The following is a 14,179-nucleotide window of genomic DNA, read 5'->3' on the forward strand; positions in this document are numbered from 1 at the left end:
TAGGCGGGGTAACCGGCTTAGGCTAATATCCGGGGGCGTTATTGTTTTTGCGGTATGCGCCGATGCTTTGTGCGGAATCTGGCTTTTCGATGGCCCTGTCCAGGGACGGTGGGGACGGTATTGCTGGTGAGCCCTGCCCAGGTCCCGTCCCTACTGTATAGCGGAAAATGAACAGCAGCGAACTCACGCCCATTGACGCCGACCGCGTGCAGGTCGGCGACTGTGTCATTACCTTGTCCTCGCGTGAGGTCGAGGTTGAAGGCGCGCGCCGTCCGCGGCGGCTGACGCCGAAAGCGCTGGGCGTACTTCGCGTGTTGATGCGGCAGCCTGGGCGCGTGGTCACCCGTGAAGAGCTGTTTGCCGAGGTCTGGCCCGATACGTTGCCGACCAATGACGTGCTGACCCAGGCCGTCACCCAGCTGCGCAAGGCGTTCGCCAACGACGACGACAATGGCCAGGCCTACATCGAGACCATCGCCAAGAGCGGCTATCGGCTGCTGGTACCGGTGCAGGCGCTGGACGACTTCGAGCCGGTAGCGGAAGTGGATGCGGTGGCCGTTGCGGATGTGATGCCGTCGCCGGACGGTGCCGGCACGATTCCGGCGCTGGCCGTGCCGGCAGCGCCTTCACGCCGGCGTGGCTGGCGCCAGCTGCGCCGCCAGCTGTTGTGGGTGCTGGGCGTGATGATGCTGGCCGCGCTGCTGGTCATGGCCACATTGTTGCTGCGGCGCGGGCCGGAGCCGAGTTCACCGGTGGATGCAGCGGTCGAGAACGGCGTGCGGGTGATCGGCAGCCCGCAGCGTCCCTATCGCCTGATCACCGCCACCAGTGGTTTTGAAACCTATCCCACACTTTCGCCGGACGGCTCCCAGGTTGCCTACGAAGGCGCCAACGAGGATGGCGCCGGAGGTGGTGTGATCAAGGTGCAGACCTCGGGCAATGCGCCGGCCCGGCAGCTGGCGCTGCCGCCGAAGGGGGCCAGTGACCGTTTCCCGAGCTGGTCACCGGACGGGCGCGAGATCGCTTTTGCCCGCTTTGGAGCCGACGGCGGTTGCCAGGTGCTGATCGCCAGTGCCACTGGCGGCGGCGTGCGCCAGGCGACCCGTTGCGATGGAACCGAGCTGCTCAGCTTCGACTGGACACCGGATGGCCGCGGCCTGGTCTTTGGCAGCATGGTGGGCCGCTATGCCCATCGCGGCATCCGTGTGCTCGACCTGGCCAGCGGCCAGTGGCGGGCGTTGGACTACGCCGTCGATCAGGATGATTTTGACTACGCGCCACGCTACTCGCCCGACGGCAAGTGGCTGGTGTTCGTGCGCAATCCACAGATGGGCGACCTGTGGCGGATGCCGGCCGGAGGCGGTGAGCTGGAGCAGTTGACCAACGAATCCGCCGAACAGCGTGGCTGGGCCTGGCTGGGCGATGGGCGCAGCATCGTGTTCGGCCGGCGCGTGGACAGCGAGGTGCGGTTGTACTACCTGGACGTGGAGCGCCGCACCTTGCGTGATGCCGGCCTCGACGACGCACAGTGGCCTGCGGTGTCGCGCCACGGCGACGTGCTGGCCTTCGTTCACCGCCGTGCCCAGTTCGGCGTGTTCAAGGTGCCGATGGCCGGCGGCAGCGCCGAGCGGCTGTTCGCGTCCAGTGGGCGCGACGGGCAGCCGATGGCGGCGCCCGACGGTCGCCAGCTGGTCTTCACCTCCGATCGTTCCGGCAGTTTCGCGCTGTGGTGGGCGGACATGCAGCGGCCCGACTCACTGCGGCCGATCGAGGGCCTGCGTCCGGAGGGGCGGCAGGCGCCGGACTGGTCGGCCGACAGCCGCCAGCTGCTGGTGGTCGGGCGTGACGAGCATGGGCGTACCGTTGTCTACGAGATCGCCCCGCGCGACGAGCACCTGCAACCGCTGCCGGTTCCGGTGGATCAGCCGCTGCAGGCCCTGTACGGGGCAACCCCGGAGCAGCTGCTGGTAGTCGAGCGCGATGCAGAGCAACGCACCCGGTTGAGCCTGTTCGATCGCAGCGTGACCCCCTGGCGCCGCCTGGCCAGTATCGACGGCGTCTCCCAGGCGCGTTTCGATCGCGGCGATGGCCGCGTGCTGTTCACACGCCTGGCATCCGGCGGCTTGTGGTCGGTGGATGCGGCACTGTCCCCGGCCAGCGTGCAGCAGGTCAGTGAAGACCGACCAAGCCGATGGCGCTATCGCACCTGGACGGTGGCGGGCACCGGTGGCATCGGGTATCTCGGCAACTCGACCGAATGCGGTACGACCTTGATCCATATCCAGGCCGGCACCGAAGCCCCCGAGCGCTGCCTGGACCGGCAGCGGCTCAGTGCGGGCAACGGCATCAGTGCCAGCGCCGATGGCCGGGACCTGTACGTCGCCCTGGCGGTCAGCGATGGTGCCGACATCGGCGTCATGCAGCTGCCCCGGTTGACGCCGGCACTGTTCCCGGCCTTTCTCAAGTCGTTGATCCTGAAGAAAAATATCTCTTCGTGATTTTTTCGTGGAGTTCTCGCCGCGAATTCGTGGCGATCTCGGCGGATTTTCCTGACGGGCTGACGCCTGATTAGGCAAAACGGAAGCCTGTATCAGGCAAACCCGTGGTGCCCCATGCGTCAACTCTCGCTGGCCGATCGTGGCCAAACCGTCTCCCTCGACAAGGCGCTGGACGATCTCGCGCCGACCTGCATGGGCGTGGCCCGGCTCGGCAGCCTGCAGACCGCAGGGTCAAGCTTCACTGTCTGGCTGCAGGTGCGGGGCAGTTCCTGGGTGGAAGCCAAGGAAGGGCGTTTCCGCCTGCGCCATGGTGAGTGGATTGCCTTCGAGAAGGAGTCGCGCCCGTTGGTGCAGGCCGGCCGTAACGGACTGTGCGTGGGCCTCAGCCTGACTGCGGAGGCGATGCGGGTGCTGTCCGAGATGGCCGACTGCGGCCTGTATGCCGGTCGTGGTCGCATGAGCCGCGGCGACGCCCGCGTTGCCCTGCGCCTGTGGCGCGATGCGCTCGACAGCGGCCTGCCAGCGCAGGCGCTGCGCCCGCTGTTGTTGCATCTGGCCGGCCTGCAGCGTGACCTGGCCGACAACGTACAGCGCTGCCCCGGTCGCTCACGCAGCCGCAAGCGCCAGGTGTTCGGCCGCATGCAGCGCGCCCGTCTCTATCTGGAGGGCAACAGCCACCGCGTGGTGCGGATCGGCGAACTGGCCGAGCTGACCAACTTCTCCAGCTGGTACCTCTCCAAGACCTTCCAGAGCCTGTATGAAGAGAGCCCCCAGTCGCTTTCGGCACGGTTGCGCCTGGAGCGGGCCGCCGATCTGCTGCGCGACACCGACATGATGGTGGGCGAGGTCGCCGCGGCCAGCGGATTCGACAACTGCTGCAGCTTCGCGCGGGCCTTCCGCGCCCGTTACGGGCAGTCTGCTTCCCGGTTCAGGGAAAACGGCGGCTTGCTCCCGCCACACTCTGCAAAGTCTACGGTTGGGTCGCGCAAATACAGCATCGCAACGCAATCGTAACGTGCTGGAGCGTTTTAACACGCTACTAACACGTACCTTGGAGAGATTGATGAACGTTCGCACCCCTGCCGTGCGGCTGGGCCTGCTGCCCGCCGGCATCGCGCTGGCGCTGGCACCGGCATTTGCTTCCGCACAGGAAGCCAGTGCCCCGACCACCCTTGATCGCTTGGAAGTCACCGGCTCCCGCATCCGCTCGGTGGATGTGGAAACCTCCCAGCCGGTCCTCACCGTAAGCCATGAGGACATCCAGCGTTCGGGCCTGGTCAGCGTCGGCGACCTGCTGCAGAACCTGTCCGTGGCGGGCACCCAGACCTTCAGCAAGGCGGCCGTGCTGGCGTCCAACCCGGAACAGGGCGGCCAGTACGTCAGCCTGTACAACCTGGGTGAGCAGCGCACGCTGGTGCTGGTCAACGGCAAGCGCTGGAGCACCAGCCTGGCCGGCTTCACCGACATGTCGACCATCCCGACCTCGCTGATCGAGCGCATTGAAGTCCTGAAGGACGGCGCCTCGGCGATCTACGGTTCCGACGCCATCTCCGGCGTGGTCAACATCATCCTGCGCAAGAACTTCGACGGCGCCGAGGCCAGTGCCTACTATGGCCAGAACAGCCACGGCGACGGTTCCAAGACCCAGTACAGCCTGACCCTGGGTGCCAGCGGCGAGCGCTCCTCGATCGTGTTCGGTGCGAACTACATCAAGGAAGATCCGGTGTGGGCCAAGGATCGTGGCCTGACCAAGTACTCCTATGGCCAGGGCCACAAGGAAGACGGTCTGAGCCCGGCCGGCCCGTGGGGTCGTTTCACCGATCCGCGTGCCGAAGGCACCGCCGGTGCTGGCGAATACAACAAGGCTGGCAAGTGGGTCCCGAACACCTGGGTGGTCAACCACACCGGTTCCTGGGACACCCCGGTCGGCGTTGGCCAGCCGTCGAACAACTTCAACAACTACCACCTGATTGGTCTGGACGACTACTACAACGCCTCGCAGCAGATGATGCTGAACCAGGGCGCTGAGTCGAAGACCATGTTCACCTCGGCCAGCTACGACATCAACGACAACCTGCGTCTGAAGTCGACGGCGATGTACTCCGAGCGCGATTCCAAGCGCCAGATCGCCGGCTACCCGCTGACCGGTACCTCGCAGCCGCAGTTCCCGGTGGCGATCAGCAAGGACAGCATCTACAACCCGCTGGGCAACTGGGCCAACCCGGGCGCCGGCGTTGACATCGGTGGCTGGGGCCGTCGTATCTTCGAACTGCCGCGCATCACCCAGAACAACGTCAAGTCGCTGCACTTCGACGCGGCCCTGGAAGGCAACTTCGACTTCAACAACCGTCCGTTCGACTGGGATGTGGGCATCAACTACAACCAGTTCGACGTGACCCAGACCAGCTCGGGCAACATCAACCTGCTGGCCCTGAAGAACGCCCTCGGCCCGTCGTTCATCAACGCCAACGGCGTCGCCCAGTGCGGCACCGCTGCCAACCCGATCGCGCTGGGCACCAGCCCGGGCAGCTGCGTTCCGTTCGACCTGCTGGGCGGCGCCAGCGCCGCGACCCCGGATGCGCTGAAGTACATCAACACCCTGCTGAACTCGACCGGCCAGAGCAAGAGCAAGCAGTACTTCGCCAACATCACCGGTTCGCTGTTCGACATGCCGGGCGATGCGGGCGAGTTCGCCTTCGCTGCCGGTTACGAGCATCGCGAAGTGTCGGGCTACGATCACCCGGACGCACTGTCCTCCTCGGGTTACACCACCGAGCTGGCCGCGCAGCCGACCGAAGGCAAGTACAAGACCAACGAGTTCTACCTGGAACTGATGGTGCCGCTGCTGCGTGACCTGCCGGGTGCCAAGGAGCTGTCGCTGGATATCGCCAGCCGCTACTCGGACTACGACAAGTTCGGCAACACGGTCAACAGCAAGTTCAGCGTGACCTGGAAGCCGATCGACGACCTGCTGGTGCGTGCGACCTACGGCGAGGGCTTCCGTGCCCCGACCCTGGACGACACGTTCGGTGGTGGTTCGCAGACCTTCGACAAGTTCACCGATCCGTGTGATGCCGTGTTCGGCCAGCGCAGCAACCCGGCCGTTGCAGCCCGTTGCGGTGCTGAAGGCCTGGCGTCCGACTTCCGTCAGACCGACGCTGCCGGTCGTCCGATCAGTGCCCGTGACACCCAGGGTAACAACCCGTTCAACTCGGGTGTGGGCAACGACAAGCTGCAGCCGGAAACCAGCAAGACCCGCACCGCGGGCCTGGTCTGGAGCCCGAGCTTCGTCAGCGGCCTGAACGTCTCGCTGGACTGGTACAAGATCACTGTCGACAACGTGATCACCGCGCTGTCGGCGAACTACGTGCTGAACCAGTGCTACCAGAACGGTGTGCAGGCCTTCTGTGACCAGTACAGCCGTGGCGACGTCGCCAACGGCCAGCAGGTCACCGGCCTGAGCCGCGGCAACGCGAACCTGGGCTCGCTGGAAACCGAAGGCTACAACTTCGGCGTCCGCTACCGCATGCCGGAATACAGCTTCGGTACCCTGTCGTTCAACCTGGACACCAACTACCTGACCAGCTTCCGTCAGCAGGCCACCAAGGGTGCTGCATGGGATGACTACGCAGGCTACTGGAACTACCCGCGTGTCCGCGGCACCCTGGCCAGCACCTGGACCAAGGGCGACCTGTCGGCCACCTGGACCATGCGTTACTACGGCGGCTTCCGCGACTTCTGCTACGACCAGGAAAATGGCCTGGAGTGCAACCAGCCCGATTACTACACCGAGAACGGTGGCTGGAGCGGTGGCCTGGGTGCCAACAAGAAGGGCGCGATCGTCTATCACGACATCTCGGCCACCTGGCAGGCCCCGTGGAACGGCAGCGTGACCGTCGGTGCCCGCAACGTGTTCGGCAAGACCCCGCCGATCACCTACGCGGTGACCAACGCCAGTGCCGTGCAGCTGGACCCGATGCTGGATTACGACCGCTTCCTGTTCATCCAGTACAACCAGCGCTTCTGATCCATCGAAGCCTGAAGGCAAGACGAGGAGGGCGGGCCGCAAGGCCCGCCCTCTTTGCGTTTGGCAGAGCCGGGTCGGGAAATTCTGAATAGGGCAGTTCAGCGACAAAGGTCACGCTTGTCGCAACTGGACCGCTGGTAGGTTCGCAGAGGTCCATTCCGGACCGAGGAGAGCGCGAAATGAACAACGCGATGCCACGTATGTTTGCTGCTGCAGTTCTCGCCGTCCTGAGCCTGGCCGGCAGTGTGTCGGCCGGTCCGCTGGTGTGTGCCAATGGCCGTTATTGCGCGGAGGTGCGCAGCAACTGCATCAAGGCCGGTGAGGATGCGGCGTACTGCCAGTTCCTGTTCGAGCGCTGCGTGTACGACCACTGCGCGCAGCCCTGATGCAACGAAGGCGCGTCCCTGCGGACGCGCCTTCATCGTGTGGATTGCCGGCGGAACTCAGGCTTCGCTCGGCGTAAGCCCCATCAGGCTGTTGGCATGTTCGCGCCACTGCGGCAGTTTGTTGAGCACGCCCGCGCGCTGCAGATAGTCCTCATCCACCGGGTCGCCGTTGACCAGCGCCAGGGCCACGTGCACCGCACCGGTCACCCAGAAGCTGCGGGTGTTGGCGCGCTGCGGCTGCAGGTGGAATGCCACCGCTTCGATGATCGGCATCGGCAGGCCCCACAGCCCCAGCAGGTAGGCACCGGCTTCGGCATGGCCCGGGCGGGTATCACCGGCCAGCGACGGCTCGGTGCGCTCGTTGCGTACGCCGGGCAGCAGCAGGCCGATGTCGGCCAGCAGTGCCGCAGTTGCGCCCAGTTCGGCACTGGATTCGGGCAGCAGGCGTGCGGCCAGGCGCGAGGCGAGCAGGGCGCGCTGCTGCAGCGAGTTGCGTTCGGCAGTCGACAGCGTCGGTGCCGAGAACACTTCACTGGCCAGCACCAGGTCACGCAGCGTGGCCAGGCCCAGCCGGGTGACTGCAGTACGCAGGTCGGCAATGGTGCGGCCCTGGCTGAAGAACGCCGAGTTCGACAACTGCAGCACCTTGGCGGCGATGGCCGGATCGGCGGCCACCAGCTTGGCCACGTCGGCGCTGTCGGCGTCGTCATCATGCTCCAGCGCCTGGGTCAGGCTCAGGTACAGGTGCGGCGGCGACGGCAGTTTCTCGATGCGGCCGATGGCATCGCGCAGGCGCGGGCTGTCCAGCACTTCGCGCAGCTCTTCCAGGCTGGTCAGCGCTTCCAGCAGTACTTCCGGTGCCAGTGGCAACGGCAGGAAACGGTGAGCGACACCGATCAGGCGTGCCGGCGGCGGCCGGTTGCCATGCTGTGCGTCCACCAGCGCGATGCGGATGGTTTCCGGACGCAGGGTCCTGATCTGGCCGAGCAGCGTGGTGGCATTGAGGTCCGGCAGCTGCGGGCAGACAATCACCGCGTCCACGCCCTGGGTGGCAACCGCGGTCATCGCGGTCTGGCCATCGGTGGCGGTCAGCGGCTGCCAGTCTTCCCCAAGATCGGCAATGAATTCGGTCAGCTCAGCCGGCAGGCTGGCTGCATCCCCAACAAGCAGAATACGCACGACACATTCCCCTGGCTGTCTCGACGATGGATGTCGATGACGTGTGAAGTGACGCAATTTACCTAATACGGCAGCAAGAGTGATGTGCCGTCATCATGAAACGTGACCCGCATCGCTCCGGCAGGGTACCGCCGGAGCGATCCGGTTCAGGCTCAGGCCTTGCTGTCGAGGTGGCGCTGGTGCGCCTCGATCAGGATCTGCTTGGCCTCAGCGGCGCCGCCCCAACCGTCCAGCTTGACCCACTTGCCCTTCTCCAGGTCCTTATAGTGCTCGAAGAAGTGGCCGATGCGCTCCAGCCAGTGGCTCGAGACCTGGGCGATGTCTTCAACGTGGGCGTAGCCACTGAAGATCTTCGAGACCGGCACGGCCAGGATCTTCTCGTCGCTGCCCGCCTCATCGCTCATCTTCAGCACGCCGACCGGACGGCAGCGCACGACCGAGCCCGGCACCAGCGGCAGCGGCAGCACCACCAGCACGTCGGCCGGATCGCCGTCGCCGCACAGGGTGCTCGGCACGTAGCCGTAGTTGCAGGGGTAACGCATCGGGGTGGACAGGATGCGGTCGACAAAGATCGCGCCGGTTTCCTTGTCCACTTCGTACTTCACCGGCTCCGAGTCCTTCGGGATCTCGATGATGACGTTGATTTCTTCCGGCGGGTTCTTGCCGGGCGAGACGAGTTCCAGACCCATGGTCGTGCTCCAGGTGGGGGATATAGACGGATAGCCCCCCATTTTATGCCTTTGCCGGGCGCTGTGCAGAGGGAGGGGCTGACCGCTGCGTGGGGCAGGGACCCACGCGGCAGGCCGGGGTTGGCTGATAGGGCCGGCCGGTGCGGGGGCGCAGGCTGGATCGACCTTGCCAAGGAGTCCGCCGATGAAAGTGTCTGCCCTGCCGTTCGCCCTGTTCTGCATGCTGCTGGTTGCGCCGTTGGCCCAGGCCTCTCCTTACGTCGACCTGATCGACTACCCGCGGCAGGAAGCCAACTGGGACCGCTTCTTTGCCCTGGAGGGACGTCTGCAGTACGGGTTCGACGCGATCTGCGGCGATACCTTCTGCGAAGGCGAGTACAGCGATATCCGCGCCCTGCGCCTGCGCTGCTCGGTGGACGCGGTACGCGGCACGGTGCATGAGTGCCTGTGGGCATTTGCCGCCAGTGACCTGGCTGTGTCGCGGCATGACGGTGCGATCGTCGCCCGGCAACCGACCTGGCTGTGCCGCCTGCCGCTGGTGCCTGGCACACCGGTGGAGGCCTTCCATGCCGCGCTCGCCGCCCGCAATCCACTGCATGACCCGTTGCCGGGGACCTCGCAGAGCGTCTATGACGGGCTGACCGGGTGCATCCATTGATGCGAACGTGACTGATTCTCATTAACGGAGTAGCATGCGCGGCGCCTTCCGCCTGTCGTCCCGGTTCCGCGCATGTCCTCCAATGCCGCCTCCCTCACCGAACTGCTGATCCGCGAGCGGCCTGCGCTGCTGCGCCGGGTGCAACGCATCCTGGGGGGCGACAACGGCGCCGAGGACGTGATCCAGGCGGTGTGGTTCAAGGCGCGTGGCGTCGATGACAGCCAGGCCATCGACAATCCGCGTGCCTATCTGTACCGGCTGGCCGCCAACCTGGCCACCGACCACGGCCGCGAATCGACCCGGCGCAACCGCCTGCTGGCCGACCACTATCTGTGGGGGCCGGACGAGGTCATCTCGACCGAGGAACAGGCCATGGCCCAGGACGAGCTGCAGCGTGTGCTGGATGCGGCCGGACACCTGCCGGAGCCGACCCGCACCATCTTCCGGCTCAACCGCCTGCAGGGCCTGACCCAGGCCGAGATCGCCCGCCGCCTCGGGGTGTCGGTGACCACCGTCGAGAACCATGTGCGCACCGCGTTGCAACGCCTGGCCTGGGCGCGCAGCGGCCGATGATCGCTCCGGCTTGGGCCTGGCCCTCGCTGAAACGTCTTGATCACTGGACCGTGGATGCGGTCTAGTTCCCCCGCCCGCGCTTGAATGCGCCTGTCCGCCAGCCGATGAGCCCGCCGAACACGCTGCCCGCCGCCAATGACGATGCCCTGGCCGAACAGGCCCGGGGCTGGATTGCGTGGCTGGCCTCGGGTGACATCGGCGAGGGACGCATGCACGAGTTCGAGCGCTGGCTGGCAGAGCCGGGGCACCGCCGGGCCTTCGAGCACGAGCGCACGCTGTGGCGCAGTGTCGGGCCACGCCCGCTGGCCCGGTGTGCCGAACGCCGCCGCCCGCATCGAATGCGCTGGGCGATGGCCGCTGCAGCTGTGCTGGCGATGCTGGTGGCATGGCCGGAGGCCTGGTTGCGGCTGCAGGCCGACCATCGCAGCTCGCACGTCGTGCAGAACGTAACGCTGCCCGATGGCAGCCGCGCAGTGCTGGATGCGGACAGCGCGATCGCCGTGCGCTTCGATGCGCACGCACGCGAGGTCGAGCTGCTGCGCGGGCGCGTCTGGTTCGAGGTCAGCCCGGATGCGCAGCGGCGTTTCAGCGTGCGTGCCGGCAATGGCGTGGTTGAGGACATCTCGACCGCGTTCACCGTCGCGCGTGGCGATGACCGGGTGGAAACCCAGGTCGGGCAAGGCAGGGTGCGTGTGGCCAGCCCGGCCGACGGTGGCTGGACCTACCTGCAGGTGGGCCAGCGCGCCGTCTATGGCGAGCGCAGCGGCGTGACGCGCCTGCAGGATGTGGCGGCCGACAGCGTGGGTGCATGGCGCCAGGGCGAGCTGCTGCTGGAGCAGGCCAGCGTCGCCGACGCCGTGCAATGGGTGGGGCGCTATCGTGCCGGCCCGACGTTCGTGCGCGGTGATCTGTCGCGACTGCCGGCGATCAGTGCGGCGCTGCGCATCGATCGCCCGGAACAGGCGCTGGACGCGTTGGCGGCGACGGCAGGTCTGCAGGTCACCCGCCTGCCGCTCGGCGTCGCCATCATCCATCAGTAGATCCACGCCATGCGTGGATGATGTTCCCGATGTGCCGGCCAACGGTCGGCACCCACCGCGACCGCAAATCGCCCTTGGGGTTGCCGCGCGCCCAACCGTCTTACCCCGCGAACGTACCCGCCGCCGCCACGTACGTCGCCGTGTCCGCCTGTGTTGCGGATGACGCCGCGCCTGCGGCACCGATTACCTGACAGGTTCCCCATGTTCGACTCCCACCGTCCGGGCCGCGCGCCGCGCCCGTCCCGCCTGTGCATTGCATTGCTGGCTGCCGGCCTGGCCAGTGCCACGCCATCCGTGCTGGCACAGAACGCCCGTGGCGATCACGCCGCCGTACAGCGCTTCGACATTCCGGCGCAGCCCCTGGACGAGGCGCTGCGCAGCTACATGCGCCAGTCCGGCGTGCAGGTCGTGTATCCGGCCATCCTGGCCCATGGGGTGAGTTCGCGTGCGGTCAATGGCAGCCTGCCGGCCAACGAGGCGCTGCAGCTGCTGCTGCAGGGCAGTGGCCTGGCGGTGCGCCGGGTCAGCGCAGATGCAGTCGCGCTGGAAGCGGCGACGCCGGCGCAGGCCGACAGCGGCGTGATCGTCACCGACACGCTCAGCGTGGCCGGCGACCGCGTCGACAGTGGCGCGACCAGCGACGAGGCGCGCCTGCTCGACAGCTATCGCAGCGTCGGTTCCACCACCACGCTCAACCGCACGCAGCTGGAGCGTTTCCGCGGTACCTCCAACGGCGACATCGTCAAGGGCGTGGCCGGCGTCACTGCCGGTGACCCACGCGTCGGCAATGGCTTCGACGTCAACATCCGCGGCATCCAGGGCCAGGGCCGCGTGCCGGTGATCATCGACGGTGGCCAGTCCAGCATCGATACCTACCGCGGCTACGCCGGTCAATCGCAGCGTACCTACCTCGACCCGGACCTGATCTCCAGCCTGACCATCACCAAGGGCCCGAGCCTGCAGGCCAACGCCTCTGGCGGCATCGGCGGCGTGGTCGAGATGGAGACGCTGAAGATCGGCGACGTGCTGCGCGAAGGGCGCGACTTCGGCATGCGCGTGCGTGGCGGCCTGGCCAATGCCAGCGCCAACAGCCTGCCGTCCTATAGCGCCGCGCCGCGTTCCGATCGCAGCGCCACCGGCAGTCAGTTCTTCAACGTGGCCGCTGCGGGACACTGGGATCGCTTCGATCTGGTCGCCGCCTATGCTTACCGCGACAACGGCAACTATTTCTCCGGCAAGCACGGTTACGATGATTTCCCACAGACCCGTCGCACGCTGGCACCGCTGAATCCGCCGCGTACCGAAGTGTTCAACACCTCGTCGCGTTCGAAGTCGGCGCTGCTCAAGGGCACCTGGCGCATCGACGATGCGCAGACGCTGGAAGCGGGCTACCGCCGCTACGAAGGCACCGCCGGCGAGATCATGGCCTCGCAGATCATCCGCGTCGACCGCGATCGAATTCCGCAGTGGGACCCGGGCCATGTCGACATGGACAGCTACACCCTGCGCTATCGCTTCAACCCGGACAGCGAGCTGGTCGACCTGCGCGTCAACGCCGCGTACACCGACACCGACAGCGTGATGTACAACAGCCTGACCGGCATCACCCCGTGGTATTTCGATCGTCGTACCGAGTGGTACGACGCGCCCAGCTTCAGTGGCGACCCCGGCTACAAGGATGCCTACCGCAATCCGCTGCGGCAGAAGCGCTTCGGCCTGGATGCCAGCAACACCTCGAAGTTCGATACCCGCGCCGGTGCGTTCACCCTCGACTACGGCCTGTCCTACAGCGATGAGGACATCGCACCGGGCAGCTCGGGGCCGGTCATGCACGACGATCTGGTCAACAACCGTTTCCTGCGCAACGCCGAGCGCAAGGAATACAGCGCCGTGGCCTCGCTGAAGTGGCAGCCCGATGAACACTGGGAACTGCTGGCCGGCGGCCGCTGGAACCGCGTGGATGTGCACGACCGCAACCGCCTGGCCTCGCCCGATGCCTATGAGGTGCAGGGCCAGTACCGCTACACCGAACTGCTCAATGGCAACCCGGCGCTGCCGTCGTGGCGGGCCAAGCGCATCGCGCTGCTGAACTGGTATCCGGATGCCAACGGCAACTTCACCCAGGAATCGCTGCTGGCCTCACCGTACAAGAAGGGCACGGTGGGCGACATCGGTGGCTGGAACTTCTACGACGCCGGCAAGGCGCAGGACCTGGAAGTGCCGGTCAGCTGGACCTGGTCGCAGCCGATCCGCCGTCGCGATACCGCGTTCTCGCCGACCGCCAGCGTGGCCTACCGCTTCAGCGAAGACACCATGGTCTACGTGAAGTACGCCGAAGGCACCAAGCTGCCGAGCCTGTTCGAGACCACGCTGGGCCTGTTCACCGCTGCCAAGCCGGTGGGCGAGTTGAAGCCGGAGCGTGCGCGCAGTTGGGAAATCGGTGCCAGCACCCTCCGCTATGACCTGTTCACTGCCGGCGATCGCCTGGCGCTGAAGCTGGCGTACTTCGATACCCGCATCGACGACCTGATCACCCGTGACTACCGCACGCTGTCGGCGGGCCTGATCCGCAACGTCGACCAGTTCAAGGTCTCGGGCATGGAGTTCCAGTCCAGCTATGACAGCGGCAAGGTATTTGCCGATCTGTCCGCGCACTACTACTTCAAGGCCAAGACCTGCGCGCCGGACATCGCCGCCGAGCGCCGTGCCTATGGGGCGCAGCGCAGGAACGGCGAGCTGGCCAACACGCCCGACTGCGTGGACGGCGGCTTCGAGGGCTCGTACACCAATACCCAGAACCCACCGCGCTACATGGTCAACCTGACCCTGGGCTCGCGCCTGTTCGACGAGCGCCTGACCTTCGGCACCCGCGTGGTCCACAACGCCGGCCCGATCAGCAAGCTGGACAAGGACTGGAACGTGGGCCTGTCGGCGATCCAGCAGCTGTACCGGCCAACCACGCTGGTGGACCTGTTCGCCAGCTGGAGCTTCAACGACCAGCTGTCGGTGGAAGCCGGCGTGGACAACCTGACCGACCGCTACTACCTGGACCCGCTGGCCCTGGGCGTGATGCCGGCCCCGGGCCGCACCGCGCGACTGGCGTTGACCTGGAAGTACTGATCGGTCGCG

Annotated in this window: 10 protein-coding genes; 8 read left to right on the forward strand and 2 right to left on the reverse strand. The window is 66.4% G+C overall.

The annotated features are described in order from the left end of the window. Nucleotides 1-167 precede the first annotated feature (167 nt). From AC5P6X_RS05365 to AC5P6X_RS05380, 4 genes are all read left to right on the forward strand, one after another. Entirely contained in the window at nt 168-2,498 is a 2,331-nt protein-coding gene (locus AC5P6X_RS05365; RefSeq protein ID WP_329757242.1) for a winged helix-turn-helix domain-containing protein, read from the forward strand. A gap of 114 nt (nt 2,499-2,612) precedes the next feature. After that, entirely contained in the window at nt 2,613-3,512 is a 900-nt protein-coding gene (locus tag AC5P6X_RS05370) for a helix-turn-helix transcriptional regulator (RefSeq protein ID WP_005414398.1), read from the forward strand. A 49-nt stretch (nt 3,513-3,561) separates the two neighbouring features. Further along, nucleotides 3,562-6,525: a TonB-dependent receptor plug domain-containing protein gene (locus AC5P6X_RS05375; RefSeq protein ID WP_005410938.1), complete on the forward strand. Its 2,964-nt coding sequence runs from the start codon at nt 3,562-3,564 to the stop codon at nt 6,523-6,525. A gap of 179 nt (nt 6,526-6,704) precedes the next feature. Further along, on the forward strand, nt 6,705-6,911 hold the full coding sequence (locus tag AC5P6X_RS05380) for a hypothetical protein (RefSeq protein WP_005410937.1): 207 nt from the start codon (nt 6,705-6,707) through the stop codon (nt 6,909-6,911). Between the two features lie 57 nt (nt 6,912-6,968). Here the strand turns inward: AC5P6X_RS05380 and AC5P6X_RS05385 are convergent, their stop codons facing one another. Next, a complete protein-coding gene (locus AC5P6X_RS05385) occupies nt 6,969-8,090 on the reverse strand; it encodes an HDOD domain-containing protein (protein WP_005410936.1) in 1,122 nt (373 codons plus the stop codon). Between the two features lie 152 nt (nt 8,091-8,242). Next, on the reverse strand, nt 8,243-8,779 hold the full coding sequence (gene ppa, locus AC5P6X_RS05390; RefSeq protein ID WP_005410935.1) for an inorganic diphosphatase: 537 nt from the start codon (nt 8,777-8,779) through the stop codon (nt 8,243-8,245). 184 nt (nt 8,780-8,963) lie between these two features. Here ppa and AC5P6X_RS05395 point away from each other — a divergent pair, with 184 nt between their 5' ends. From AC5P6X_RS05395 to AC5P6X_RS05410, 4 genes are all read left to right on the forward strand, one after another. Then, nucleotides 8,964-9,437 (forward strand): hypothetical protein, encoded by a 474-nt coding sequence (locus AC5P6X_RS05395; RefSeq protein ID WP_005410934.1) that lies wholly within the window; start codon nt 8,964-8,966, stop codon nt 9,435-9,437. A 72-nt stretch (nt 9,438-9,509) separates the two neighbouring features. Then, nucleotides 9,510-10,010 (forward strand): RNA polymerase sigma factor, encoded by a 501-nt coding sequence (locus tag AC5P6X_RS05400; RefSeq protein WP_014038389.1) that lies wholly within the window; start codon nt 9,510-9,512, stop codon nt 10,008-10,010. 104 nt (nt 10,011-10,114) lie between these two features. Continuing rightward, nucleotides 10,115-11,050, forward strand: a complete 936-nt coding sequence (locus AC5P6X_RS05405; RefSeq protein WP_049450526.1) for a FecR family protein — start codon at nt 10,115-10,117, stop codon at nt 11,048-11,050. Between the two features lie 201 nt (nt 11,051-11,251). Beyond that, entirely contained in the window at nt 11,252-14,170 is a 2,919-nt protein-coding gene (locus AC5P6X_RS05410) for a TonB-dependent receptor domain-containing protein (RefSeq protein ID WP_099605446.1), read from the forward strand. Nucleotides 14,171-14,179 lie beyond the last annotated feature (9 nt).

Source organism: Stenotrophomonas sp. YJH_SMC_40 (assembly GCF_059368615.1).